Consider the following 23,238-nt stretch of genomic DNA (forward strand, 5'->3'; position numbering starts at 1 on the left):
GAGTCGCGCTGACGAACGAGCAATGCGGGATGACCCGACAGTGTCATCACTGACAGCCATGACCTCCTGTCATGGCGCTCCTCCCTGAGTCCTGTCGGGTCGACGCGGTCTGCCTCCCTGCCGCGCCCTTTCTTCCCTTGACGGACACCGCCGGGTGCCCCGGTCAGGTGCCGGGCCAGAGGAACATGATTCCCTTCATCAGCCAGGTCCTTCTGACCGGGCGCCTTCCTGGTACCCTCTCAAGCCACGTTCAATATATCGACGCCGCCATGGGGCCAATAGATGCAGATGCATGGGTCAGCCGGATGCATTTGCGGGACCGTTGTGGAATGCGCCATGGCGGGTCAGGGGCGCTTTTTGACCTCCGGAGCGTGATCCAGCCCCTGACGGCGCGCGACGATGATCGCTTCACTGCGGCTGTGCACTTCCAGCTTGCGATACAGGCCGGCCACGTAGTTGCGTACCGTGCTGTGGGCCAGCGACAGCTCGGCGGCGATGCGCTTGTCGGAGCGTCCCAGACACAGCAGGGCCAGCACGTCATGCTCGCGGGCGCTCAGGGGAGTCGTCTGCGGTGTCTCCGGGGCCGCGGTACGGGGGTGGCGGACGCTGGCGAGTTTGTCGACCAGCGTACGTGTAAACCAGGAGGCATCCTGCATGACGGTATCGATGGCGGCGAAAAGCTCCGCCTCGCTGCGCTTGCGTTCGGTGATGTCCACCATGGTCAGCAGCACCCGATCCTGCTCCTCGATGCTGACCATGGTCGCCGAGATCAGCCAGGTCAGCGGCTCGCCGTGCGGGGCGATCATGTTGCTCTCGAGACCGCTGATGCTCTGACCGGCATCCAGCGCCGTGAGAATGCGCCTGCGAACCGCCGGCGGCAGGGGAACATGATCCTCCAGCGCACCGGTGGCCGGTACGTCGGGCGTGCGGTTCAGCGCGCTGTTGAAGGCTTCGTTGACCTCCAGCAGTGCCAGCGTGTGATGATCTGCCAGCGCCGTAGGCACTGGTGACATGTGAAACAGCGTTGAAAACTGCGCTTCGCTGCGGCGCAGGGCGCTGCGCGCGCGTCGCGCCGGCTCAAGGTCGGTAAAGGTCAGCAGCATGCAGGCCTCATGGCCGACCTCGATGGGTTGACCGGCCACCACCACGCACTTGCTCTCGCCGGTGGTGCCCGGATGCAGCACCGCCTCCATCTGCGGAATCATCAGCCCTTCATCCAGCCGGCGAATGGCCTGCTCCCTTTGATCGGCACCGGCGAAGACGTCCAGCTCATAGATGGAACGCCCGAGCACGGCCTCGCGAGGCAGGCCGGTCATCTCCAGAAAGCCCTCGTTGACGCGCACAAAGCGCTGATCACGCAGCCGACAGATCAGGGCCGGCGCCGGATTGATGCTGAAGGATTTCTCGAAGCGTTCCTCGGCGCTGGCCAGGGCGGTGATGTCCTCGACGATCAAGGCGGCCACGTGCGTGGTCGGGTCGAGACTCAGGACCCGACCGCGGGAGCGATGCACCCGCAGCTGGTCGTCCCTGCCGGACAGCATGATCTCGATGACGACATCATCGAAGGGGGTGCCTGCCAGCAGCTGAGCGACAGGCGATGTCGGAAAATCGTGCGATGACTTCAGGCGCATCTGAAAGCGCTGGCGGTACTCATCGACACTTGCCCCAAGGGCATCAATACGATCGACATCATGCATGGTCAGTGCCGCTCGATTGGCCCAGCGCAGCGTGCCATCGTGATCGAGCAGGATGACGCCCTCTCTCATCTCCTCGATCAGCTGGGACAGAGGCGAGGCGAAAAGGTCATCGAGGCTTGGCAGGTCGGTAATGGCAAGCTGATCGGACATGGCGCTCCCCGGCAAATGAAAGCATTGATGATGCAATGGCGTCGCGATGGTGAACAACACACGATTCGTCGTAATGACCGCTATGCTTGAAACGCCTGCCTGACCGGGCAGGGCACACCATCCTCGGGAGCGGCATGACCATGACAGAACAGGGCGGCGATCTCTGGCAGCATCGACTGAGCGATTTTCGCGACACCGTGGCGCGCGAGCCGATGCCGGGCTGCGGCGCCACGGCGGTGATCAGCGCCGATCTGGGCCTGGCGCTGGTGCTCAAGGGGCTGCATCTGAGCCAGCAGCACGATGCCAGCGCGCCGCGCCGGGCGCTGGTCGAGGAGTGCGAGTCGCTCAAGAAACGTCTCGCGCCGTTGGCTGAAGAGGACATTGCGGCCTTTGAAGCCTTCATGGCCGCCGTGAGTCGTGACGAGAACGATGACGGACGCCGCGACACCCGCCATGAGGCGGCCGAAAACGCCGTCGAGGTGCCATTGAAGACCGCGCAGCTGTGTGATGCGGCACTGGCACTGGCGCATCAGGCCGGTGATCACATCGAGGCGCAGTTTGTCAGCGACGCTGTGGCCGGTGCCCGGCTGATTCACGCCGCGCTGCACAGTGTGCTGCTTAACGTGAGCGCCAATGCCGGGCAGCTCGGCAGCGACGCCGCGCGTGACCGGGCGCTGTACGCCCGTGATGGTCTGGCCCGTCGCGCCGATGCGCTGCTGGCGACCATCACGGCGAACGCCTCGGACTGAGCCTGCTCAGCTCATGGCCCAGGCACGGCGTCGACGCTGGGCCAGCGCCACTGCACCGTCGATCAGTACCAGTACCCCAAGGCTGACGCCCAGCACCGGCAGGGCCAGCCCCAGAAGCACCGAGGCCACGACCACCCCCAGCGCCGCCGGGCGCGGCGCCCGGGACAGCGCCTGAATCAGCGTGACCGGCGTCATGGCGGTGCTGGTACGTGTCGGGCGTCGCCGCCACCACATGGCATAGCCCAGCACCAGCATGATCACCAGCGCACTGGCAAACACCACCAGCACCAGCTGATTGATCACGCCAAACAGCACGCCCATGTGTAGATCGATGCCCCAGCGCGTCAGCTTCGCCGCCAGCGGGAAGGTCTCGAAACGGGTGCGATCGATCACGGCCATGGTGGCCGGGTCGATGGCCGCTTCATCCACCTCGGTAGGCCATTCACGGCCGATCTCGCGCACCTTCCAGGCGTTGCCGGGGCCGGCGGCGGGGATAATCTCGATTTTGCCGGCGTCAAGCCCCTCGTCACGCGCTGCGGAGAGCACCCGATCATAAAGCGCCGGGTCGAAGGCGTGAGGCATCCGGGGCATGTTCTGGCCCGAGTGATCGGCATGCTCGGCATTCGGGCCCAGCTCGGCTGGCGTGGCGCCGCCCAGTTGGGTCGACACCGTCGGCGTCTGCCAGCCGAACATGTGACGCAGCTCGCCGATATTGCCGCCGGCGTATTTGGACCAGGTCAGCCCCGTGGCGGAGAAAAATACAAAGCCGATCAGCGCCCAGGGGCCCAGTCGGCTGTGCCAGCGGCTGGCGCGCTGGCCGTTGTCATTGTGTCCGGCGCGCGAAACGCTGTGCCGGCGCTTGAACCACAGTGCCAGTCCGCCCAGCGCGGCGATCCAGAGCCAGGAGGCGGCCAGCTCGCTGTAGAAGCGTCCCGGTTCGCCCAGCAGCAGGCTGCGGTGGAACTTGTCGATGGTGATACGAAACGCCGAGATCCCGCTGGTGCCATAGACCGGCAGGGCGCCATGTACCTCACCGGTCACCGGGTCGACAAACATCGCCAGATGTTCCCACTGGCCCACGCTCGGGTCCGAGAACATGACCCGGGTGGTCTCGCCCGGGGCGGGAGCCGGACGCACCGCCATGGGCGCTTCATCACGCCCCAGCGCCTGTCGGGCGGCGCGGATCTGATCGGCCAGCGGCAGCGGTGTGCCGCCATCGCTTTCGGTATAAAACTGCTTGTGATAGAGCGCCTGCTCGATCTGCGGAGTGAGGGCGTAGACGATGCCGCTGAGGGCGGCGATCAGCAGAAACGGGCCGACCAGCAGGCCGATGTAGAAATGCAGTCGGGCGATGAAGGCCCAGCCCCACGGTCTGTGACCGGGAGATGCAGCAGTGTCAGGATGTGTCATGAAAGCACCTGTCATGGCCATGAGCGGCGATTCTCATGGCGTGTCCGAACGGCCCCGCCGTATTCAAGCGTCGCGGCGGGACACAATCTGATGATGTGAAATGTCAGACGGACAGGGGCGGGGCGCGCGACAGGGCGTTGGGAAAGTGCGGGTGGCGGGCGTGGCCGGCCCGTCGGGCCGGAACAGGCGCGTGCGCCGGGCCGGCGCGGCTGGGCGGCAGCGCCAGGGTGGTTTCGAGAATCAGCGGCGTATGGGCCAGCAGCGAACAGTAGCCGCACTGGGCCAGATCGAAATGGCCGGCTGGATGGGTCTCGCGCCGCTGGTGCGTGGACGCCTGATGATCGTCATGTGCCTGCTGCTCGGCCATGACATGCCCGGCATGCATGCCCATGCCCTGATGATTCTGTCGAGGCGAAGCGGGCGCGCCGCGATCACGCTCGTGGGCCAGCGCCAGTGTCTGCGACAGCACCGGGGCCAGAAAGATCACCAGCATGGCGGCCAGGGCAAGCCAGGCCGGGAAAGTACTGCGCAGACGAGTCATTAATGAGAAGCGATAGCGCCCGGGGTTGGTACGTTCAGGGCCTGAAACCTTACCGCAAAGCGGCGAGGGATAACATCCTGCAGACAGGCGATGACCTGGGTGACACTGAACGCTGTTGAGGCGTCGTCAATGACGGGCCGGTACGACGGCGCGTGTCACGCGCCCTGATCGATCCGCGAGGTGGTACGCGGGGGCTGAGCGGCAGGTGTCTCTTCGGTCTGAATGGCCTTCAGAGTGACGGGGACATGCAGCGCCACGGCACCGGACTGAACATCAAACGGTTCGTTGGCGGCGCCGGTAATCAGGCGACGACGCTCAAAAGCGAGATCGCTGCGACGACCCAGATAGGTATCGCAGTCGCGGCAGTGCACGGGGTCATCGACCGGGCGCATATGGCCGGCTCGAACGGTCATGCGTCGGCTGCCACAGTGAAAACAGCGGATATTGATGTCTGTGGGCCTCATGAAACACCTCTGTAATTTATTGCTACATGTTATGGGATAACGCTTGCCCTCCCTAGCATGAAATTACCTTTTCATACTTCAAGCTCAGGCCACTGAACCGCTCAATTCATGCTTTTAATGCGAATGCTCAGGGGATGCACCCACCGGCGCCTGCGTGCCTTCACCACCCAGGAGATGACCGTCCGGGGCCGGCACGCCGTTGCGAATCATGGCGGAAAAGCCGGGAGCGGCGTGCCCCCAGTTATCGGCCGCCAGGGCGCGGGAGTTGATGGCGCCACGCGACTTTAGTTCTACAAGGGGGCGGGAAGTGTCCAGGGCGCCAAGGTCATACAGGTAGCCGGGCAGATAGCCCGACAGCAACAGGCGATAGTTGCTCGGCAGGCCCGGGATGATGCGTTTGACCATGTCAAAGACCAGCGTGGTGCAGTTGCTGGTCAGGGTGTTGTAAAAGGCCGGCGCCCGGCGCAGCGCATCGGCCTGGTCGAGATAGGCCAGAAAGAGCTGTCGGGCGTCGTCCTTGGGCAGTGCCACCCGATACAGATAGACACTCTCGCCGCGCACGTTGGAGCGGGTGCGCACGATGTCGCGCTCGTCGGCGGCGATCAGGGCCAGTTCAAACTGCTTGAAAAAACCGCCAACGGCGGAGAAGGCTTCGCCGCGCTGACGGCGAATCTCGACGGAAAACACCAGCTGCCGGCCGTCCTCAAAGCCGAAGCTGACCAGCGTATGGGCGATGGCGGGCCCCATCCAGTAGGAGACGATCAGATCGGTGGAGACCAGTTCGGACAGGTTATAGGTGCGGGTTTCCCAGCGCTCGATATAGTGATCCGGCGTCTGCCACTCGAAGTGGCGCACGTTGTCGATCGTGACCCGATCGCCCTGAACCTCGGCGCGCGGCAGGCGCGCCACATCGTCGGCCCAGTCGCGATCACCCCGCGGAGTAATGGTCTGCCACCACACCAGCAGGACCATCGCGGCGATCAGCCAGAGGCCCGACAAGCGCCGACGGTAACGGCGCACGAGGAAAAGCCTGAGCGTGGCAAGCGCTGCGGCCAGACCGAGAAGCCCCCAGCCGGCCATGACCGCAACCACCACGGCCATGGGGGCCGGCAGTTGATACCACAGGGCCATCACGCCCCACAGGCTGGCCAGCGCCATCGACAGCGCCACGAGCATGCGCCATGTCCAGCGCAGGGCAGGGCGCCACCAGCGTGTTGAGCAGGAAGGCATGGCAGGGCTCCGATCTCTCGAGGGGAAAATTTTTGAGCCGGGCATGAGGTCGGATCCGCTGTCATGCGCCAGGCTTGAGGCGAGAATAACGCATCATTTGAATCCGAGCCTGCCAGGAGAGCGCCATGGCCGTACAGTCCCCCGTTGCCCCGGATATCCGCCGCACCATGATCGCCGCCATCCTGCTGGGCATCGGCTTCATGGCGGCCATCGACGAGATCATCTTCCACCAGCTGCTGGCCTGGCACCATTTCGTTGATACCGGCTCCACAGCGCTGGCGCTGGCCTCCGATGGCATATTGCATACCATGGAGCTGGTGTTTCTGGTAGTGGGCGCCTTTTTGATGATCGAGCTGCATGGGCGTCGTGCCCAGGCGCCCGGCTATCGCGGCCCGGGCTTTCTGCTCGGCATGGGCGGCTTTCAGACCTTTGACGGCATTGTCGACCACAAGATTCTGGGTCTGCATCAGGTGCGCTACGTCGAGCATGTCTGGCTCTATGACATCGCCTGGATCGGTGCGGGGCTGATCATGCTGGCCATCGGCTGGAAGCTTTTACAGCGTGCCCGGCAAGGGCAGGCCACCAGCCAGCAGTAAGGCTTTGAAAAAGAACAGCAGCAAGCGTCTGGAAAAAAGCCGTGATCCATCATTCGAGCCTGCATGACCCCATGGCCATGGGCGCGACCTCTGCGGTCGCGTTCGGCCTGGTTGCGCTGTTATGGCTGAGCTATCTCGGTGGTGTATGGCGCACGCGCCGGCAAAAGCCCTGGCCCTGGTGGCGTACGCTTTTGTTCACCGCCGGCTGTCTCACGCTTGCCGTGGCGTTTGTGCCCGCGCTCATGCACGCCGCCCATCAGGATGTGCGGATGCACATGGTGGTGCATCTGCTGCTGGGCATGTTTGCCCCGCTCGGTCTGGTGTTTGCCGCGCCCATGACGCTACTGCTGCGTAACCTGCCTGCCGGCGGCGGTCGAGCGCTGGTGCGCTTTCTCGGCACCCGGCCGGTGCGCGTACTGACCCACCCCGTCACCGCCGCGATGCTCGACATCGGCGGCATGTATCTGCTCTACATGACGCCGCTCTACGTCATGAGCATGGCAACGCCCTGGCTTTCCAGTCTGCTGCATCTTCACTTTGTGATCTCGGGAACGCTTTTTACCTGGTCGATTGCCGGTCCCGACCCGGCGCCGCACCGCCCGCGCTGGCGCACGCGCATGGCGGTGCTGTGTGTGGCGATGGCTGCGCATGCAACGCTTGGCAAGCTTCTATATGCGTTTGGCTGGCCACGCGGGACCGGTGCCGATATCGAAGAGCTTCAGCAGGCGGCCATGTGGATGTACTACTGGGGCGATCTGTCCGAGGCGGTGCTGGTTGCCGCGCTCATGCTGGTCTGGCTGCGGCGCCGGCGGCGCCTGATGGCTCCCGATGGCAGTACTGTGCACATGAGCGCGACATGATCTGTGCCACAGCGGGTCGATGATAGCCGTAAAAAGGCGTAAACTGCGCCGCAGTTTCCTTACCCCCTCCATGAACTGCACGCCAGCCTGACACTGCGTGTGTGGTCGTGACGTTACCGTGCGGGCCCCGTCTTGCAACTCGACACCCGAAAGCTTGGCTGCGAGCGCGATGAGCGCTGGCTTTTTCATGATCTTGACTGGCAGATCGGCCCGGGCGAACTGTGGCGCGTTGAAGGGCCCAACGGGGCGGGCAAGACCACGCTGCTGCGCATTCTTTCCGGTCAGATGGCGGATTACACCGGGACATTGCTGTGGCATGGCGAACCACTTTCCCACTGTCGCGAGACCTTCATGGCCTCGATGCTTTATATCGGCCATCGTCCCGGGGTCAAAAAGGCGCTCACGCCGCTTGAAAACCTCGACTGGTATCAGGCCATGCGCGCGACAAAAGGACGCGCTCGAACCCGTCGTGACACCTGTTTTCAGGCGCTTGAAGCGGTCGGGCTGGCAGGTTTTGAAGATACCCCGGTGGCGCATCTTTCTGCCGGTCAGCAGCGCCGCGTGGCGCTGGCAAGACTGGCGCTGGGGCACCAGAGCCTCTGGGTTCTTGATGAGCCTTTCACCGCCATCGACCGTGAGGGCGTGCGCCAGCTGGAAACCTGGATGATGACGCACTGCCAGGCGGGTGGCAGTGTGATTGTGACCTCGCACCACGACAGCGGGGAACTTTTCCCTTCTTCAGATGTTCTTAAGAATCTGCGGTTTGATGGTCATGGGGGCGTTCACATTGAGCGATGAACGCACCGCTGCCGGGCGCCTGCCGGGGCTTTGGCAGGGGTTTGCCGCCACGCTGGCCCGCGACTGCCGACTGCGTTTTCGACGTCGCAGCGAGCTGGCCAATCCGCTGATCTTCTTTGCGCTGGTGGTCACGCTCTTTCCGCTGGGACTGGCGCCCGACAGTACGCTGCTGGCCAGCATCGCGCCGGGGCTTTTATGGGTGTCGGCGCTTTTGGCGGTGCTTTTGTCGCTGGACGGGCTGTTTCGTGACGACTTTGATGACGGCACGCTCGAGCAGCTTCTGCTGGCGCCGCAGCCGGCCGGCGTGCTGGTGCTGGCCAAGATCGTGGCGCACTGGCTGACCACCGGCCTGCCGCTGGCACTGATCTCGCCGCTGCTGGCGATCATGCTGTCGCTGCCCGGTCACAGCATGGGCGTTTTGATGATCACGCTGCTGCTGGGCTCGGCCACCCTGAGCCTGATCGGCGCCATCGGCGCGGCCCTGACCGTAGGGCTTCGACGTGGCGGCGTGCTGCTGTCGCTTCTGATCCTGCCGCTGTACACGCCAGTGCTGATCTTCGGGGCCGGCACGGTGCGTCTGGCCATTGAGGGCGCAGTGCTCACACCCTGGCTGGCACTGATGGGCGCCATGCTCGCTCTGTCACTGCTGGCGGCGCCCTGGGCGGCGGGCGCGGCCCTGAAACTCTCGCTGGATGGCTGATTCCTCCTCGATACCGACCTGAACAACGTTGACCGATAACCATGTGGCCCATCATTCATAAACTCGGCTCCCCCAAATGGTTCTACACCATGAGCGGGCGCTGGCTGCCGTTTCTCTGGGGGAGCGGCGCCCTGCTGATCATTGCCGGAAGCGTCTGGGGGCTGGCCTTCGCGCCGCCCGACTATCAGCAGGGCGACAGTTTTCGAATTATTTACGTGCACGTGCCGGCGGCCATTCTGGCTCAGTCGTGTTTTGCCATGATGGCCGTGTGCAGCGTGATCTTTCTGGTCTGGCGCATCAAGCTGGCCGACATGGCCGCCGGCGCCGCGGCGCCCTTCGGCGCGGCGATGACCTTCAGCGCACTGTTTTCCGGTGCCCTCTGGGGCGTGCCCACCTGGGGCACCTGGTGGGTGTGGGACGCGCGACTGACCTCGATGCTGCTGATGCTGTTCATCTATCTGGGCATCATGGCCCTGCGCGGCGCCTTTGCCTCCCGCGATGGCGGCGCCCGGGCGGCGGCCATTCTCACCCTGGTGGGGGTGATCAACCTGCCGATCATCAAGTACTCGGTGGTGTGGTGGAACACGCTGCATCAGGGCGCCACCTTCAGCATCACCGAAAAGCCGGCCATGCCGGCGAGCATGTGGCTGCCGCTGCTGCTCATGGTGCTCGGGTTCTATCTGCTCTTTGCCGCCGTGACGATCGCCCGCACTCGCAACGAGATCATCAGACGCCAGCCAAGCGCCCGCTGGGTGCGCGCACTGGCGCAGGGAGGACGCAATGGCCTTTGATTCGCTGGCCGATTTCTGGGCGATGAACGGCTACGCCGTCTATGTCTGGCCGGCCTTTGCCGTGGTGCTGGGCAGCCTGGTGGCGTTTGCCCTGGCAAGCGTTGTGGAGCAGCGTCGGCTGCTTCGTCACGTGGCCGCACTCGAGCGCCGCGAGGCCCGGCGCCCGGGGCGCACCGCCGCTGCTGACGAGGAAGTGTCATGAAAGCGCACCGTCGACAGCGGCTGATCATCCTCCTCGTGCTGGTGGCCCTGGCAGGTGTGGCCGTCGGCCTGACCCTCTACGCGCTGCGCGCCAACATGAACCTTTTCTACTCGCCCACGCAGATCAGCAGCGGCGAGGCGCCCCAGGGGCGGTCGCTGCGCGCCGGGGGCGTGGTGCGCAATGACAGTGTTCATCGCGACCAGGACACACTGGATGTGACCTTTACCGTGACCGACTTTGAAGCGGACGTGCCGGTGCACTATCGCGGCATCCTGCCGGATCTCTTTCGGGAAGGGCAGGGCGTGGTCATTGTCGGCACGCTCGATGAGCGCGGCTGGCTCCAGGCCAGTGAAGTGCTGGCCAAACACGATGAAAACTACATGCCGCCGGAAGTGGACGGGGCGCTCAAGGCCGCCGAGGCCCGCAGGGCGATCCCCTCCGAGACCGCCGCGGTGGCGGATAGTCGTGCCTCGAAGACGCTTTGAGACGAGAACGTCATGCTGATTCAGACCCTTCCCGAAATCGGGCTCTACGCCATGATGCTGGCGCTGGCCATGGCGCTGGTGCAGGCGGTGGTACCGCTGGCCGGCAGCCTGACCCGTCGCCCGCTGTGGATGAGCTACGCAGTCCCCATGGCCTGGGGGCAGGCGCTTTTCCTGTTGATCGCCTTTGTCTGCCTGGCGCTGGGGTTTTTGTTCAAAGACTTCAGCGTGGCCTACATTGCCGACAACGCCAATTCACGGCTGCCCTGGTATTACCGCCTGAGCGCGGTATGGGGCGGTCATGAAGGTTCGGTGCTGCTGTGGTCGATGCTGCTGGCCTTCTGGGGGCTGGCGGTCAGTATCTTTTCGCGCCATCTGCCGCGCGACATGCTGGCCCGCGTGCTCGCGGTGCTGGGCATGATCAACGCTGGCTTTCTGCTGTTTATCCTGGCGACCTCGAGCCCGTTCGAGCGCCTCCTGCCGGTGCCGCCGGCGGACGGTGCCGATCTCAATCCGCTGCTGCAGGACCCGGGACTGATCATTCATCCGCCGATGCTCTACATGGGCTATGTCGGCTTTTCGGTCGCCTTTGCCTTTGCGCTTGCCGCGCTGATGGGCGGGCGTCTGGATGCGGCCTGGACGCGCTGGGCGCGCCCCTGGACCAATCTGGCCTGGGCCTTTCTGAGTGTGGGCATTGCGCTGGGCAGCTGGTGGGCCTACTACGAGCTGGGCTGGGGGGGCTGGTGGTTCTGGGACCCGGTCGAGAACGCCTCACTGATGCCCTGGCTTGCCGGCACGGCGTTGATGCACTCGCTGGCGGTGACCGAAAAGCGCGGCGGCTTCAAGAGCTGGACGATCCTGCTGGCGATTGTCACCTTCTCGCTGTCGCTGCTGGGGACCTTTCTGGTGCGCTCGGGCGTGCTGACCTCGGTGCATGCCTTCGCCAATGATCCTTCCCGCGGCACCTTCATCCTTATCCTGCTGGGGCTGACGGTGGGCGCTTCGCTGACCCTTTATGCCTTCCGGGCGCCCCGGGTCAAAAGCCCGCTGGGCTTTGGCTGGCGCTCCCGCGATGCGATGCTGCTGCTCAACAACATCCTGCTGCTGGTGATGATGGTGACGGTACTGCTGGGCACGCTCTATCCGCTGATTCTCGACAGTCTGGATCTGGGCAGGATCTCGGTGGGCCCGCCCTATTTCAACGCGCTGATCGTGCCGCTGACGGTGGCGCTGGGACTTTTCATGGGGGTCGGGCCGGTCACACGCTGGAAGCAGATGGCCACGCGCGAGCTGATCAAACGGCTGTGGCTGAGCGCGATCGTCTCGCTGGCCATCGCCCTGGCGATGCCCTGGCTTTATGACGGCGCCTGGTCACTGCCGGTCAGCCTGGGCCTGCTGATAGCGGCGTGGATCGTGGTGCCGCTGGCTCGCGAGCCGTTGACGCTGATGCGTCGCTTCGGTCTGCGCGGGCCGGCCAGGCTCTCGCGCAGCCACTACGGCATGGTGCTGGGCCATATCGGCATGGCGGTGACCATCGTCGGGGTGACGATGGTCTCCAATTACGATCATGCCGATAACGTTCGCATGAGCCTTGGGCACACGGTCGAGGTGGGTGGCTACCGCTTTACCATGACCCAGCTCAACGAGACGCGCGGGCCCAACTACGTCAGCGACCGCGCCACCATCCGGGTCACGCAGGGGGATCGGCTGGTCACGTTGCTGCATCCGGAGAAGCGCTTTTTCGACGTTCGCCGTCAGGCCATGACCGAGACCGCGCTGGATCACGGGATGACCCGCGATCTGTATGTGGCCATGGGCGAGCCGCTCGAGGATGGCGAGTCCTGGGCGATGCGCATTCAGGTCAAACCCTTTGTTCGATGGCTGTGGCTGGGCGCGTTGTTGATGGCCGCGGGTGGCGTGCTGGCCGTCTGCGACAAGCGCTACCGACACCGCAGCCGAATCCGCCATCGCAATCGAACCCGACAGAACCTGGAGGCCCGGTCATGAAAAAACGCTACTGGCTGTTCGTGCCGCTTCTGATCTTCGCGGTGCTGGCGGTGCTGCTCTGGCAGGGGCTGGGGCGCGACCCGTCAAGCCGCGAGTCGGCGCTGCTGGAAAAGCTCTTCCCGGCCTTTTCGCTGACCACGCTGGAAGACTCCGACAAGGCAGTGGATGCCTCATTGCTGAAAGGACAGGTGACGCTGGTCAACGTCTGGGGCGAATGGTGCCCGACCTGCAAGCGCGAGATGCCCCAGCTGCTGGCACTGGCCGAGCGCGGCGTGCATCTGGTCGGGGTGGACTACAAGGACACCCGCGACAATGGGCAGCGCTTTCTTGATGAGTTCGGCAACCCTTTCGCGCTCAATATCTTTGATCCGGAAGGCTCACTGGGCTTTGATCTGGGCGTCTATGGTGCGCCCGAGTCCTTTATTGTCGACGCCAACGGCAACATTCGCTATCACCATACGGGCTATATCAAGCCCGAGGATATTGATGACGTGATCATGCCGGAGATCCAGCGATGGCAGTAATTGCGCGAGGACGGGTAGCGCCCCCCAGGGCGCTGATGCTGGCGCTGGTCGCCACCGTGCTGGTGGTGCTGGCCGGCGTTGTCTGCGCCGATGATCTGCATCACTTTGACGACCCCGCCCTGCAGTCGCGCTATGACGCGCTGACCGAAACGCTGCGCTGTCCCAAGTGTCAGAACCAGGCGATCGGTGATTCCGGCTCGCCGATTGCCGGGGACATGCGCCGCTACGTGGATCGCGCCCTGAGGCGAGGCGACAGCGACGACGATATTCGCGATGCCATGGCCGAGCGCTTCGGGGACTACGTGCTGTATCGCCCGCCCCTTGAGTGGCGCACCGTGGCCCTCTGGGCCGGTCCTGGCGTTGTCGTGTTGCTGGGGCTTCTGGCCATCGCCGCGGTGATTCGCTCGCGTCGCGGCGAGCAGGCGCCGGCGCTGGATGAGAACGAGCGACAGCGGCTCGAGACGCTGCTGTCACGCCATGACCGCCTCGATAATCAGGACAGGAGTGATCAATGACGGCGTTATGGGTGGGCCTGGCCCTGCTTTTGAGTGTGGCCATTGTGTTTTTGCTGTTGCCGCTGTGGCGCAGCCGGGGCCTGCGCGCGGCACAGTCAGCGCTGGAGACGCGTGGTGACGAGACGCGTGACAACGTCACCGTCTTTCGCGAGCGGCTGGCGGCCCTGGATGAGGAGCTTGCCCGCGGCGAGATCGATCAGGCGCGTTATGACACGCGACAGCTCGAGCTGGAGCGCGACCTGCTCGCCGATACCGATGCCCGGGCGCCGAAGGGGCTGAAATCGACCTACAGTGGCCTCTGGCTGACGATCATCGTGGTGGTGGTCGTGGGTTTTGGCTCGCTGTATGCCTACTACCGCGAGGGCAGTCTGAATGACCTGTCGCTCTATCAGGCCCGCGAGCAGGTCGAGCAAAACGGCGGCCAGCCGCAGCAGTTCATCGCCCGTTTCGAGCAGGAGGCGCAGCGCCAGCCGGACAACCCCAACGTCTGGGCCTCGCTCTATCCGCTGTATCGCGACAGCCAGCAGTACGACAGGGCGGACCACGCCCTGACCCGGCTGATCGAGCTCAAGGGGCGCGAGCCGTCGCTGGTCTCCGAGCTTGCCCAGATTCGCTTTGTCGAAAACGACCGGCAGATGAACGATGAGATTCAGGCGCTGGCCGATGAGGTGCTGGCCGATGACCCGCGTCAGCCCACGGTTCATGGGCTTCTGGGTTTTGCCGACTTCAGTGACGGCAACTATCAGGGGGCGATCGACCACTGGCGCATCGCGATTGCCGGCAGCGACAGCGAGGGCAGTCAGCAGGCGCTGCGCCAGGCCATGGCTGCCGCCCGAGCGCGCATGGGCCCGACGGCCGACGGCGCGCCGGTCGAGCAGGACAGCGAGGCTCGCAACGAGCAGGGCGGCCAGCGCTGATCCGGGCCGGTATCAACCTGTGCTCGGCGCGCATCGTTATCGGATCGCAGGCAGGAAAGAAGCGTCTGGCCTGAAACAAGCACCAGGGTCGGGTATCAGCGCGAGGCGAGCTGGCGCACGGTGTCGCCGGTCAGAAGGCGGCGTGCGCCCAGGTAATGACGCTGCCAGTAGTCGCCGGCCAGCGAGCTGATGCGGATGTTCTCGCCGGTGCGCGGTGCCTGGATGAACCTTCCATCGCCCAGATAGACGCCGACGTGGTCGGCGGCGCTGGCGGCCTTGATGCGGAAAAAGACCAGGTCACCGCGCCTGAGGGAATCCGTCGTCACCGGGGTGGCCTGCGACCAGTGATACATGCCGTTGGCGGTGCGCGGCAACTCACCGGAGAGCAGATCACGAAAGGCGTAATAGATCAGCCCGCTGCAGTCGAAACCGGCCTGGGGCGTGGTGCCGCCCCACAGATAGGGCCGGCCGAGCTGGTCGGTCACGGTGTCCATGGCGCGGGCCATCGCCAGCTCTCCCGGGCGGTCGGTCTCGCCGTTGAAGGCGTACTTCTTGTAGTTGAAGTTATCCACACCCGGTGCCACGCCCTCGGGCAGCAGCGAACGCCCCTGCGCCACGGCGCGTTTGCGCTGCTGCTCGGAGATACCAAGTCTTTCGGCGCGCGCCTGCTCGCGCTTGCGCTTGGCCCGCAGCTCGCTGGCGGTGCCGTGCTCCGGCTGGATCAACTGACGGGCGCTGGCCTGGTCGGCCGTCCAGGGCAGGGCGGTGGCCAGTAGCGTCGTGACCAGCAGACCGGCAAACAGCTGGTTCAGGGCGTAACGAGTTGCGCTTTGAGAAGGCATGTCGGGGCTCATGAAATCGATGTCGTGTCGGAAGGTCGACCGCGGCTTGATCAAAAAGACGCTGTCAGGGATCACGGCAGCGACATTGATAACATTGAGTCCGGGGTTCGTAACATGATCGATACGCGCATCGGGGTCTTGCGCCTGCCGTCGCCGGGGTAACCTGGGTTATGGAAGCCCCGCAGGCCCCATGTTCCCGTGGTGGCCTCGATGGCCAACGACTGCGGTGGCATCGAGCGTTTCTGAAAGGTTCAGGCGATGGTCAGAAACTGCCGACGTTTCAATACCCGGAGCAGTGATCCACGGGCGCGAAAAGCGCCGGATACCCCGCATTGAGAGGGGGTGACGTCAGGCAGGATGCCGTCGTGTTGTATTGATCAAGGAGGTCACATGTCAGCTGTCAATGCGCAGCGTCACCATACACTTATGGAAGACCCGTACCCTACGCGCCTGGCGACAGCGCCGGAGCGACCCTGGCTGCCGCGTCAGGAAAATATTCTGCGCGGGCCGGAGGAAGGGCCATTGACGTTGGATCAGCGTGAAGCGTTTCGGCGCAAGGGCTTCGTGTTCATTCCGAACTTTCTCGACGACACCGAGCTTGAAGGCTATCAGCGCGAGCTTGAGGCTCTGCTCGAGCGTGACGACTACCGTGATCAGGACTTCACCATCACCGAGCCGAGCAGCAACGACATTCGCTCGGTCTTTGCCATGCATTTTCTCTCGGAAAGGTTCGGACAACTGGCGCAGTCCCCGAAGCTGGTCAAAAGTGTCGAACAGCTCATCGGGGAAGACGTCTACGTCATGCAGGGGCGCATCAACTACAAGCCCGGTTTTGAAGGCAAGGGCTTTGACTGGCACTCCGATTTCGAGACCTGGCACGCCGAGGACGGCATGCCGCGCATGAATGCCGTCAGCGCCTCGATCGTGCTGACCGACAATCACGAGTTCAACGGCCCCCTGATGCTGATTCCGGGCTCGCACGAGAAGTTTGTGCCGTGTATCGGTGAGACGCCGGCGGACAATTACAAGCGTTCGCTGAAAAAGCAGGAAGCGGGCGTACCGGGGCGCGAAGCGCTGGCCGAACTGGTGGCCGAGCATGGCATCGAGGCCCCCAAGGGTCGCGCCGGGGGCCTGCTGCTGTTTGACTGCAATACGCTGCACGGTTCCAACGCCAACATGTCACCGGATGCGCGCAGCAACATCTTTTTCGTGTTCAATCAGCGCGATAACGTCCTCGATACGCCGTTTGGTGCCAGACATCATCGACCCGACTTTCTGGCCCATACGCCGGACGGTCGCTGGCGCGATCTGACCCTGTAGATCTGCCCGGGACGGTCTGGTCCGTGCTCCGCCCCGTGACACCAGAGGGCAGACAGGACCCGCAGGCGGCAGGGCATTGATCACGCCCTGCCGTTTTTTTATGGCAATAGTTTCGTGATGGCCGTGATAAAGCGTACATTGCATCAATAAAGACGCATGGATCTTCAAGAGGAACAGACCATGGCCTTCCAGCCCGGTTTCACCGATGGGCGCACGTTCGATGCGCCTCTGGGCAAGATTGTCTGTGTCGGGCGCAACTATGCCGCCCACGCTCGCGAGCTCAACAACGATGTGCCCACCGCGCCGCTTCTGTTCATCAAGCCGGCCACCAGCGCCACACCCATGCGCGAGCGCATAAAGGTGCCACGCCATCTGGGCGAGGTGCATTTTGAAATCGAGGTGGCCCTTTTGATCCAGCGGCGACTGTGCCGGGTACGACCGGAGAAGGTGCTGGAGGCCATTGCAGGTGTCGGGCTGGCGCTGGATCTGACCCTGCGCGACGTTCAGTCAAGACTCAAGGACAAGGGCCATCCCTGGGAGCGGGCCAAGGGCTTTGACGGCGCCTGTCCGCTGAGCGAGTTCGTGCCCTTTGATGCCACGCAGATGAATCTGGACGATCTGCGCTTTACCCTGACCATCGACGGCGAGCGCCGTCAGACGGGACACACCGCGCTGATGCTGTTCAAGGCGGCCGAGCTTGTGGCGGACATGTCGCACTCGTTTACGCTCGAGCCCGGGGATGTGATCCTGACCGGCACGCCCGAAGGGGTCGGTGCATTGCCCGAGGGCGCGCGTCTGGTGCTGACCCTGGACGGCCATATCGAAATCGCTGCCCGCAGCTGATTTCATGCTGAAGCGGGCTGGGCGTATACTCGATACCCTGTGCCGGGCCTGACACCCGGCCGCGCTATCCGCGCAACCAGTGTCGCCCGCTCCCGAGGATCCGGGAACGGCGGGGCGATGCTTTTCTGTCGATGTTCATATTTCCCTGACCGTGCGGCATCGCCGCCGAGCGATCGTTATCGACAGCGCTTTCGTTGGTCCCGGGTCGCGCCCCTGACGCGCCCGGCGACCTGTTCGTATTCATTACCATCAAAAGTGATCAGATCATGAGCCAGGAAGACCGGCCGGATAGCCCCTCCACCGCACCGCTTGCCAATGACCGCAGTCACACCCGTCGTCACTCTTCCCCCGTGGTCGACGGCCCCGGCAAGGCCGCCAGCCGCGCCATGCTGCGTGCGGTCGGCTTCAGCGACGAGGATTTCACCAAACCCCAGGTCGGGATCGCCTCGACCTGGAGTCGCGTCACCCCCTGCAACAGCCACATCAACGTGCTGGCCGATGCGGCCAGCGACGGCGCCGACGCTGCCGGCGGCAAGGGCGTGGTGTTCAACACCATCACCATCAGTGACGGCATCGCCAACGGCACCGAGGGCATGAAGTACTCGATGATCTCGCGCGAGGTGATCGCCGACTCCATCGAGACCGTCGCCGGCTGCGAGGGCTTTGACGGCGTGGTCGCCATCGGTGGCTGCGACAAGAACATGCCCGGCTGCATGATGGGACTGGCGCGCCTCGATCGGCCGTCGATCTTCGTTTATGGCGGCACCATCCTGCCGGGCGAGGGCCACACCGACCTCGTCTCGGTGTTCGAGGCGATGGGCGCCCACTCCCAGGGCAACATGGATCTTATCGACGTCAAACGCATCGAAGAGACCGCGATTCCCGGCCCCGGCTCCTGTGGCGGCATGTACACCGCCAACACCATGGCTTCTGCCATCGAGGCGCTGGGCATGAGCCTGCCGAATTCCTCGGCGCAGAATGCCGTGTCGCAGACCAAGCAGGACGACAGCCGCGAAGCCGGCGCTGCCGTGCTCAAGCTGCTCGAGCTCGACATCAAACCGTCTGACATCATGACCCGCAAGGCGTTTGAAAACGCCATCACCGTGGTCATCAGCCTGGGCGGCTCTACCAATGCCGTGCTGCACCTGATGGCGATCGCCAACACCATCGGTGTGGAACTGACGCTGGATGACTTCACTGAAATCGGCAAGCGTGTCCCGGTCGTCGCGGACCTGCGCCCCAGCGGTCACTATATGATGAGCGAGCTGGTCGCCATCGGCGGTATCCAGCCGCTGATGAAGACCCTGCTCGATGCCGGGCTGCTGCACGGCGATTGCCTGACCGTCACCGGCGAGACGCTGGCCGAGAACCTGGCCGACGTCGCGCCCTATCCGGACGGCCAGGAGATCATCAAGCCGCTGGACAACCCGGTGAAGGCCTCCAGCCACCTGCGGGTGCTCTACGGCAACCTGGCGCCGGAAGGCTCGGTCGCCAAGATCACCGGCAAGGAGGGCACCCGTTTTACCGGCAAGGCGCGCGTGTTCAATTCCGAAGAGGAAGCCCAGGCGCGTATCAATGACCTGACCGTGGTCGCCGGTGACGTGCTGGTGATTCGCTATGAAGGGCCGCGCGGTGGTCCGGGCATGCGCGAAATGCTGACGCCGACGTCGGCCATCATGGGCCGTGGTCTGGGCGACAAGGTGGCGCTGATCACCGACGGCCGCTTCTCCGGCGGCAGCCACGGTTTCGTGGTGGGCCACATCACGCCGGAAGCCTTCAACGGCGGGCCGATCGCGCTGGTAGAAGACGGTGATCAGATCACCATTGATGCCGAAAACGACGTCATGACCCTGCACATTGACGAGGCCGAAATGACGCGCCGTCGCGAGGCCTGGCAGCGTCCGAAACCGCGTTACACCCGCGGCGCGATGGCCAAGTACGCCCGCACGGTCAGCTCGGCATCCCTTGGCGCCATCACCGATCTGCCGGACGCCACCGACGATCCGGCCTGATTGATCGGCTGTCGCCATCAAAAAAACGCCCCGGCCATGCCGGGGCGTTTTTGGTGTATCGGCGGTTTAAGCTTGTCAGCGCGCCAGCGGCTGCGTTTTCTCTTCCAGCCAGGTGCGGGTGTCGTCATCAAGCGTGGGGGCCAGACGCTCGAACACTGTGCGGTGATAGTCATCCAGCCAGGCGATCTCGTCATCACGCAGCAGTGAGCGCTCGATCAGGCGGGGATCGATAGGACACAGGGTGAGCGTTTCAAATTCGAGAAACGCCTCAGCATCAATCCCTGTGCCGTCGGTTACTCGGCGATTGGCGACCAGATTTTCGATGCGAATGCCCCACTGGTTCGGGCGATAGAGCCCCGGCTCGATCGAGGTGATCATGCCCTCACGCATGGCGGTCTGGGGTGTGGGCATCGCCCCGCGCGAGATGACCTGTGGGCCTTCATGCACGTTGAGGCAATAGCCCACCCCGTGGCCGGTGCCGTGGCCGTAATCGAGGCCGGCTGCCCACAGCGGTGCCCGGGCGATGGCATCCAGTCGCGGTGCTTCGATGCCTTCCGGGAAGCGGGTGCGCGATAGCGCCATCATGCCCTTGAGCACACGGGTGTAGTCGGCCTTCTGGGCCGCTGTCGGCTCGCCGACCGGAATGACCCGGGTGATATCGGTGGTGCCGTCCAGATACTGGGCACCGGAGTCGATCAGCAGCAATCCCTGACCTTCGATATTTGAGTGCGCCGCCTCGGTGGCGCGGTAATGCGGCAGGGCGCCATTGGCGTTGAAACCGGCAATGGTGGGAAAGCTGCGCGAGATGAAGTGCTTCTCCCGCGTGCGCTCGGCGGTCAGACGCGCGTCGATGGTCAGCTCATCAAGGGCATCGCCGCTGGCCAGCGTCATATCGAGCCAGCACAGGAAACGACACAGCGCGGCGCCGTCGCGGGCCATGGCGGCACGGACGTGATCGATCTCTGACGCGCTCTTGCACGCCTTGGCAAGCGTGGTCGGCTGAAAGGATTCCACCCGCGTGATGTGTGCCGGCAGGGCCTGAATCAGCGCGAGCGTGACCCGGGCCGGGTCGATCAGAAGCCGCGTGGCCTCGGGTAGACGAGCCAGATGATCGCGGATGTCGGCATAGTCATGCAGCACGACGCCGTCGTCGGCCAGTGTCTCGTGAAGGGCGTCCGATACCTTGTCCTGGTCGATAAAGAGCCGGGTATGGTGGGCATCCACCAGCGCATGGGCCAGAAACACCGGGTTGTAGTCCACGTCGCTGCCGCGCAGATTGAACAGCCAGGCAATGTCATCCAGCGTCGAGATCAGGTGCGTGTCAGCGTTGGCCTCATTCATGGCCTGATAGAGCCGGGTCAGGCGCTCGGCACGCGTCTGGTCGACAAAGGCTTCGTCATGGGCCGTTATCGTTTCCTGGGGCAGAGCAGGGCGATCGACCCATATCTCCTCGAGCAGATCCCGATCGCTTTTGATCGTCACGCGCTCTCCCAGACGGGCTTTGAAGGCGCGATAGGCCGCCAGCGGCAGCACTGTACCATCAAGCCCAAGCGTCGTGGGTCCGGGGTAGTTAACGTCGAGCCAATCGACCGGCGCCAGAATCTGCTGGCCCTGATCGACCTTCATCATCTCGATGCCGCTGCCCCTGAGCTCCTGCTCGGCCTGCACCCAGTAGCGACTGTCGACCCAAAGCCCTGCAAAGTCATGGGTGACCAGCAGCGTGCCCACCGAGCCGGTGAAGCCGGTCAGCCATTCGCGTCCCTGCCAGTGACCGGGCAGATACTCCGACAGATGCGGGTCGGAGGAGGGCACCAGCCAGGCATCGAGATTGCGCTGCGTCATGATCTGTCGCAGGGCATGAACGCGCTGGTCCGGGGTGTCGATGGCATGGGTCATTGCGGCGTCTCCGAAGGGGCGGTGTCACTCTGGTGATGGTGGGCCAGCAGCCGGCGGATGGGGCTGATCAATACCATGAGTATGACCGCCCCGATCAGCAGCGCCAGTGCGCAGCGCCCGAAAAGTTCGGGTAACTGGGTGACATGTTCGGGGCTGACATGGCCGCCGATCAGCCCGGCGATCAGGTTGCCCAGCGCCGTGGCGGCAAACCAGATGCCCATGATCTGGCCGCGCATGGACATCGGTGCCAATTCGGTCATGGTCGACAGCCCTACCGGGCTCAGGCAGAGCTCACCCAGCGTCAGCAGCAACAGGCTCGCGACCACCCATAATGGCGAGACCAGTTCGGCGCCGCCGATCACCTGCCAGGCGGCCATCATCATCAGGCCAAAGCCTGCGGCCGCAAACACGAGCCCGGCGCTGAACTTGGCAACGCTTGACGGTTCGAAGCCGCGTCGTGCCATGGCCGGCCACAGCCAGCCAAACAGCGGTGCCAGCACGATGATGAACAGCGGATTGAGCGACTGAAACCAGAGCACCGGAATCTCGAAGCCCAGTACCTGACGATTGGTGTAATCCGAAGCAAACAGATTATAGGAGGTGGGCTGTTGCTCGAACGAGGCCCAGAACAGCGCCGCTGCCATGAACAGGATCAGACAGACCACGACACGGGCCTGCTCGTGGCGATTGAGGCCGTTGAAAAACATCAGATAGAGGAACCAGCCCAGCACACACAGCCCCACCACATAGCTCATGGTGGTGGCGATGGCGACCGGGTTGAAGGTAATCACACCGGTCAGGCCGAGCGCAGTGAGCAGGGCAACCAGCAGCAGACATACCGTGACGCCGGTGCCGACATGGCGGCGCTGATTGACGGGCGCGTCCCAGCTCGACTGGCGTCCGTGCTCCCGGTCAAAGCGCTTCATGGCCGGAATGGCCGTGAGGCGGAAAATGATCAGCGCGATCAGCATGCCGAGGCCGCCGGCGCCAAAGCCCCAGTGCCAGCCGCCGCTTTCCATGGCAAGACCCGTGATAAGCGGGGCAATGACGGCACCAAGATTGATCCCCATGTAGAAAATCGAGAAGCCGCCGTCGCGGCGGGCGTCGCCCTCTTCATAAAGGGTGCCGACCATGACCGAGATACAGGTCTTGAAAATCCCCGAGCCCAGCACGAGCAGAATCAGCCCGATATAAAACATGGGCGCGCCCCACAGCGCCGACAGCGCGATGGACAGATGGCCCAGCGCGATCAGAACCGAGCCGTACCAGACTGCGCGGCGCTGGCCCAACCAGTTGTCGGCCAGCCAGCCGCCCGGCAGCGTGCTTAGATAGATCATGCCGCCGAAGATGCCCACGATGGCAGCTGCAGTTTCGCGGGGAATGCCCAGCCCGCCGTCGGCCAGCGCTGCCGCCATGTAGAGCACCAGCAGCGGGCGAATGCCGTAAAACGAAAAGCGTTCCCACATTTCGGTGAAAAAGAGCGGTCCCAGCGGACGGGGATGGCCGAAGAAACCGCGATCGGAGGAAGTTGCCATAAACGATATCCAGCAGATAAGGCACAAGACCGGAAAGGCAGAGGGTGCCGGTGATTAACGTCGTGCACCATACGAGCCGGCGACAAGGGGTGCAATTCCCCGTTGTGATCACCCTATGGCACCGCGGCGGGCATATCGCTTTTTCAGGCGCGTGACA

At 64.0% G+C, this 23,238-nt stretch carries 23 protein-coding genes; 15 read left to right on the top strand and 8 right to left on the bottom strand.

Annotated elements, in window-relative coordinates; translation table 11 throughout:
• Window positions 1-344: 344 nt before the first annotated feature.
• A complete protein-coding gene (locus tag BM079_RS12215) occupies window positions 345-1,847 on the bottom strand; it encodes a helix-turn-helix transcriptional regulator (protein ID WP_090134501.1) in 1,503 nt (500 codons plus the stop codon).
• Window positions 1,848-1,981: 134 nt separating this feature from the next.
• Here BM079_RS12215 and BM079_RS12220 point away from each other — a divergent pair, with 134 nt between their 5' ends.
• Entirely contained in the window at window positions 1,982-2,596 is a 615-nt protein-coding gene (locus BM079_RS12220) for a cyclodeaminase/cyclohydrolase family protein (protein WP_245743021.1), read from the top strand.
• A gap of 6 nt (window positions 2,597-2,602) precedes the next feature.
• Here the strand turns inward: BM079_RS12220 and BM079_RS12225 are convergent, their stop codons facing one another.
• From BM079_RS12225 to BM079_RS12240, 4 genes are all read right to left on the bottom strand, one after another.
• The gene (locus BM079_RS12225; RefSeq protein ID WP_217639686.1) at window positions 2,603-4,006 is read right to left on the bottom strand and encodes a PepSY-associated TM helix domain-containing protein; all 1,404 of its coding nucleotides are present in this window, start codon (window positions 4,004-4,006) and stop codon (window positions 2,603-2,605) included.
• 103 nt (window positions 4,007-4,109) lie between these two features.
• On the bottom strand, window positions 4,110-4,547 hold the full coding sequence (locus tag BM079_RS12230; protein ID WP_090134503.1) for a DUF2946 domain-containing protein: 438 nt from the start codon (window positions 4,545-4,547) through the stop codon (window positions 4,110-4,112).
• Window positions 4,548-4,702: 155 nt separating this feature from the next.
• Window positions 4,703-5,011 carry a hypothetical protein gene (locus BM079_RS12235; RefSeq protein WP_139215305.1) on the bottom strand — a complete coding sequence of 103 codons (309 nt, stop codon included), beginning with the start codon at window positions 5,009-5,011 and terminating at the stop codon, window positions 4,703-4,705.
• A gap of 114 nt (window positions 5,012-5,125) precedes the next feature.
• Window positions 5,126-6,241, bottom strand: coding sequence for an Lnb N-terminal periplasmic domain-containing protein (locus BM079_RS12240; protein ID WP_090134507.1), 1,116 nt, complete (start codon window positions 6,239-6,241; stop codon window positions 5,126-5,128).
• Between the two features lie 125 nt (window positions 6,242-6,366).
• Here BM079_RS12240 and BM079_RS12245 point away from each other — a divergent pair, with 125 nt between their 5' ends.
• From BM079_RS12245 to ccmI, 11 genes are all read left to right on the top strand, one after another.
• Window positions 6,367-6,837, top strand: a complete 471-nt coding sequence (locus BM079_RS12245) for a DUF2243 domain-containing protein (protein ID WP_090134509.1) — start codon at window positions 6,367-6,369, stop codon at window positions 6,835-6,837.
• A gap of 41 nt (window positions 6,838-6,878) precedes the next feature.
• Window positions 6,879-7,697, top strand: a complete 819-nt coding sequence (locus BM079_RS12250; RefSeq protein ID WP_245743022.1) for a cytochrome c oxidase assembly protein — start codon at window positions 6,879-6,881, stop codon at window positions 7,695-7,697.
• A 132-nt stretch (window positions 7,698-7,829) separates the two neighbouring features.
• Complete coding sequence (ccmA, locus tag BM079_RS12255) at window positions 7,830-8,495, top strand: cytochrome c biogenesis heme-transporting ATPase CcmA (protein ID WP_090134512.1); 666 nt, start codon at window positions 7,830-7,832, stop codon at window positions 8,493-8,495.
• Window positions 8,485-9,195, top strand: coding sequence for a heme exporter protein CcmB (gene ccmB, locus BM079_RS12260; protein ID WP_245743024.1), 711 nt, complete (start codon window positions 8,485-8,487; stop codon window positions 9,193-9,195). The genes ccmA and ccmB overlap by 11 nt, the downstream gene beginning before the upstream one ends.
• 41 nt (window positions 9,196-9,236) lie before the next feature.
• On the top strand, window positions 9,237-9,986 hold the full coding sequence (locus tag BM079_RS12265; RefSeq protein ID WP_090134516.1) for a heme ABC transporter permease: 750 nt from the start codon (window positions 9,237-9,239) through the stop codon (window positions 9,984-9,986).
• Entirely contained in the window at window positions 9,976-10,188 is a 213-nt protein-coding gene (gene ccmD / locus BM079_RS12270; RefSeq protein ID WP_217639687.1) for a heme exporter protein CcmD, read from the top strand. The genes BM079_RS12265 and ccmD overlap by 11 nt, the downstream gene beginning before the upstream one ends.
• Complete coding sequence (gene ccmE, locus BM079_RS12275) at window positions 10,185-10,673, top strand: cytochrome c maturation protein CcmE (protein WP_090134518.1); 489 nt, start codon at window positions 10,185-10,187, stop codon at window positions 10,671-10,673. Before ccmD ends, ccmE begins: the two co-directional genes overlap by 4 nt.
• A gap of 12 nt (window positions 10,674-10,685) precedes the next feature.
• Window positions 10,686-12,677 carry a heme lyase CcmF/NrfE family subunit gene (locus BM079_RS12280; RefSeq protein WP_090134520.1) on the top strand — a complete coding sequence of 664 codons (1,992 nt, stop codon included), beginning with the start codon at window positions 10,686-10,688 and terminating at the stop codon, window positions 12,675-12,677.
• On the top strand, window positions 12,674-13,201 hold the full coding sequence (locus BM079_RS12285) for a DsbE family thiol:disulfide interchange protein (protein ID WP_090134522.1): 528 nt from the start codon (window positions 12,674-12,676) through the stop codon (window positions 13,199-13,201). The genes BM079_RS12280 and BM079_RS12285 overlap by 4 nt, the downstream gene beginning before the upstream one ends.
• A complete protein-coding gene (locus tag BM079_RS12290) occupies window positions 13,192-13,716 on the top strand; it encodes a cytochrome c-type biogenesis protein (protein ID WP_090134525.1) in 525 nt (174 codons plus the stop codon). The genes BM079_RS12285 and BM079_RS12290 overlap by 10 nt, the downstream gene beginning before the upstream one ends.
• The gene (ccmI, locus tag BM079_RS12295) at window positions 13,713-14,633 is read left to right on the top strand and encodes a c-type cytochrome biogenesis protein CcmI (protein WP_090134527.1); all 921 of its coding nucleotides are present in this window, start codon (window positions 13,713-13,715) and stop codon (window positions 14,631-14,633) included. Before BM079_RS12290 ends, ccmI begins: the two co-directional genes overlap by 4 nt.
• Before the next feature lie 95 nt (window positions 14,634-14,728).
• On the opposite strand, the gene BM079_RS12300 is transcribed toward ccmI, so the two are convergent.
• The gene (locus tag BM079_RS12300; protein ID WP_217639688.1) at window positions 14,729-15,475 is read right to left on the bottom strand and encodes a C40 family peptidase; all 747 of its coding nucleotides are present in this window, start codon (window positions 15,473-15,475) and stop codon (window positions 14,729-14,731) included.
• A 390-nt stretch (window positions 15,476-15,865) separates the two neighbouring features.
• Between BM079_RS12300 and BM079_RS12305 the strand changes: the two genes are divergently transcribed.
• The 3 genes from BM079_RS12305 (at window position 15,866) to ilvD (ending at window position 19,650) form a co-directional block, all read left to right on the top strand.
• Window positions 15,866-16,795, top strand: a complete 930-nt coding sequence (locus BM079_RS12305; protein WP_245743026.1) for a phytanoyl-CoA dioxygenase family protein — start codon at window positions 15,866-15,868, stop codon at window positions 16,793-16,795.
• A 180-nt stretch (window positions 16,796-16,975) separates the two neighbouring features.
• Window positions 16,976-17,638: a fumarylacetoacetate hydrolase family protein gene (locus BM079_RS12310; protein WP_090135000.1), complete on the top strand. Its 663-nt coding sequence runs from the start codon at window positions 16,976-16,978 to the stop codon at window positions 17,636-17,638.
• A 266-nt stretch (window positions 17,639-17,904) separates the two neighbouring features.
• Window positions 17,905-19,650 (top strand): dihydroxy-acid dehydratase, encoded by a 1,746-nt coding sequence (gene ilvD, locus BM079_RS12315; protein ID WP_090135001.1) that lies wholly within the window; start codon window positions 17,905-17,907, stop codon window positions 19,648-19,650.
• A gap of 75 nt (window positions 19,651-19,725) precedes the next feature.
• Here the strand turns inward: ilvD and BM079_RS12320 are convergent, their stop codons facing one another.
• On the bottom strand, window positions 19,726-21,546 hold the full coding sequence (locus BM079_RS12320) for an aminopeptidase P family protein (RefSeq protein WP_090134535.1): 1,821 nt from the start codon (window positions 21,544-21,546) through the stop codon (window positions 19,726-19,728).
• Window positions 21,543-23,081 (bottom strand): peptide MFS transporter, encoded by a 1,539-nt coding sequence (locus BM079_RS12325; protein WP_090134537.1) that lies wholly within the window; start codon window positions 23,079-23,081, stop codon window positions 21,543-21,545. Before BM079_RS12325 ends, BM079_RS12320 begins: the two co-directional genes overlap by 4 nt.
• Between the last annotated feature and the right edge of the window lie 157 nt (window positions 23,082-23,238).

It is taken from the genome of Kushneria avicenniae (assembly GCF_900112585.1).
Lineage (GTDB): Bacteria > Pseudomonadota > Gammaproteobacteria > Pseudomonadales > Halomonadaceae > Kushneria > Kushneria avicenniae.

Coding starts and splice junctions, on each gene's coding strand:
- BM079_RS12290 (WP_090134525.1), top strand. CDS start 13,192: ATGGCAGTAATTGCGCGAGGACGGGTAGCGCCCCCCAGGGCGCTGATG.
- ilvD (WP_090135001.1), top strand. CDS start 17,905: ATGAGCCAGGAAGACCGGCCGGATAGCCCCTCCACCGCACCGCTTGCC.
- BM079_RS12300 (WP_217639688.1), bottom strand. CDS start 15,475: ATGCCTTCTCAAAGCGCAACTCGTTACGCCCTGAACCAGCTGTTTGCC.
- BM079_RS12225 (WP_217639686.1), bottom strand. CDS start 4,006: ATGACACATCCTGACACTGCTGCATCTCCCGGTCACAGACCGTGGGGC.
- ccmI (WP_090134527.1), top strand. CDS start 13,713: ATGACGGCGTTATGGGTGGGCCTGGCCCTGCTTTTGAGTGTGGCCATT.
- BM079_RS12215 (WP_090134501.1), bottom strand. CDS start 1,847: ATGTCCGATCAGCTTGCCATTACCGACCTGCCAAGCCTCGATGACCTT.
- BM079_RS12305 (WP_245743026.1), top strand. CDS start 15,866: ATGTCAGCTGTCAATGCGCAGCGTCACCATACACTTATGGAAGACCCG.
- BM079_RS12310 (WP_090135000.1), top strand. CDS start 16,976: ATGGCCTTCCAGCCCGGTTTCACCGATGGGCGCACGTTCGATGCGCCT.
- BM079_RS12265 (WP_090134516.1), top strand. CDS start 9,237: ATGTGGCCCATCATTCATAAACTCGGCTCCCCCAAATGGTTCTACACC.
- BM079_RS12325 (WP_090134537.1), bottom strand. CDS start 23,081: ATGGCAACTTCCTCCGATCGCGGTTTCTTCGGCCATCCCCGTCCGCTG.
- BM079_RS12245 (WP_090134509.1), top strand. CDS start 6,367: ATGGCCGTACAGTCCCCCGTTGCCCCGGATATCCGCCGCACCATGATC.
- ccmE (WP_090134518.1), top strand. CDS start 10,185: ATGAAAGCGCACCGTCGACAGCGGCTGATCATCCTCCTCGTGCTGGTG.
- BM079_RS12320 (WP_090134535.1), bottom strand. CDS start 21,546: ATGACCCATGCCATCGACACCCCGGACCAGCGCGTTCATGCCCTGCGA.
- BM079_RS12220 (WP_245743021.1), top strand. CDS start 1,982: ATGACCATGACAGAACAGGGCGGCGATCTCTGGCAGCATCGACTGAGC.
- BM079_RS12240 (WP_090134507.1), bottom strand. CDS start 6,241: ATGCCTTCCTGCTCAACACGCTGGTGGCGCCCTGCCCTGCGCTGGACA.
- BM079_RS12230 (WP_090134503.1), bottom strand. CDS start 4,547: ATGACTCGTCTGCGCAGTACTTTCCCGGCCTGGCTTGCCCTGGCCGCC.
- BM079_RS12280 (WP_090134520.1), top strand. CDS start 10,686: ATGCTGATTCAGACCCTTCCCGAAATCGGGCTCTACGCCATGATGCTG.
- BM079_RS12285 (WP_090134522.1), top strand. CDS start 12,674: ATGAAAAAACGCTACTGGCTGTTCGTGCCGCTTCTGATCTTCGCGGTG.
- ccmD (WP_217639687.1), top strand. CDS start 9,976: ATGGCCTTTGATTCGCTGGCCGATTTCTGGGCGATGAACGGCTACGCC.
- BM079_RS12235 (WP_139215305.1), bottom strand. CDS start 5,011: ATGAGGCCCACAGACATCAATATCCGCTGTTTTCACTGTGGCAGCCGA.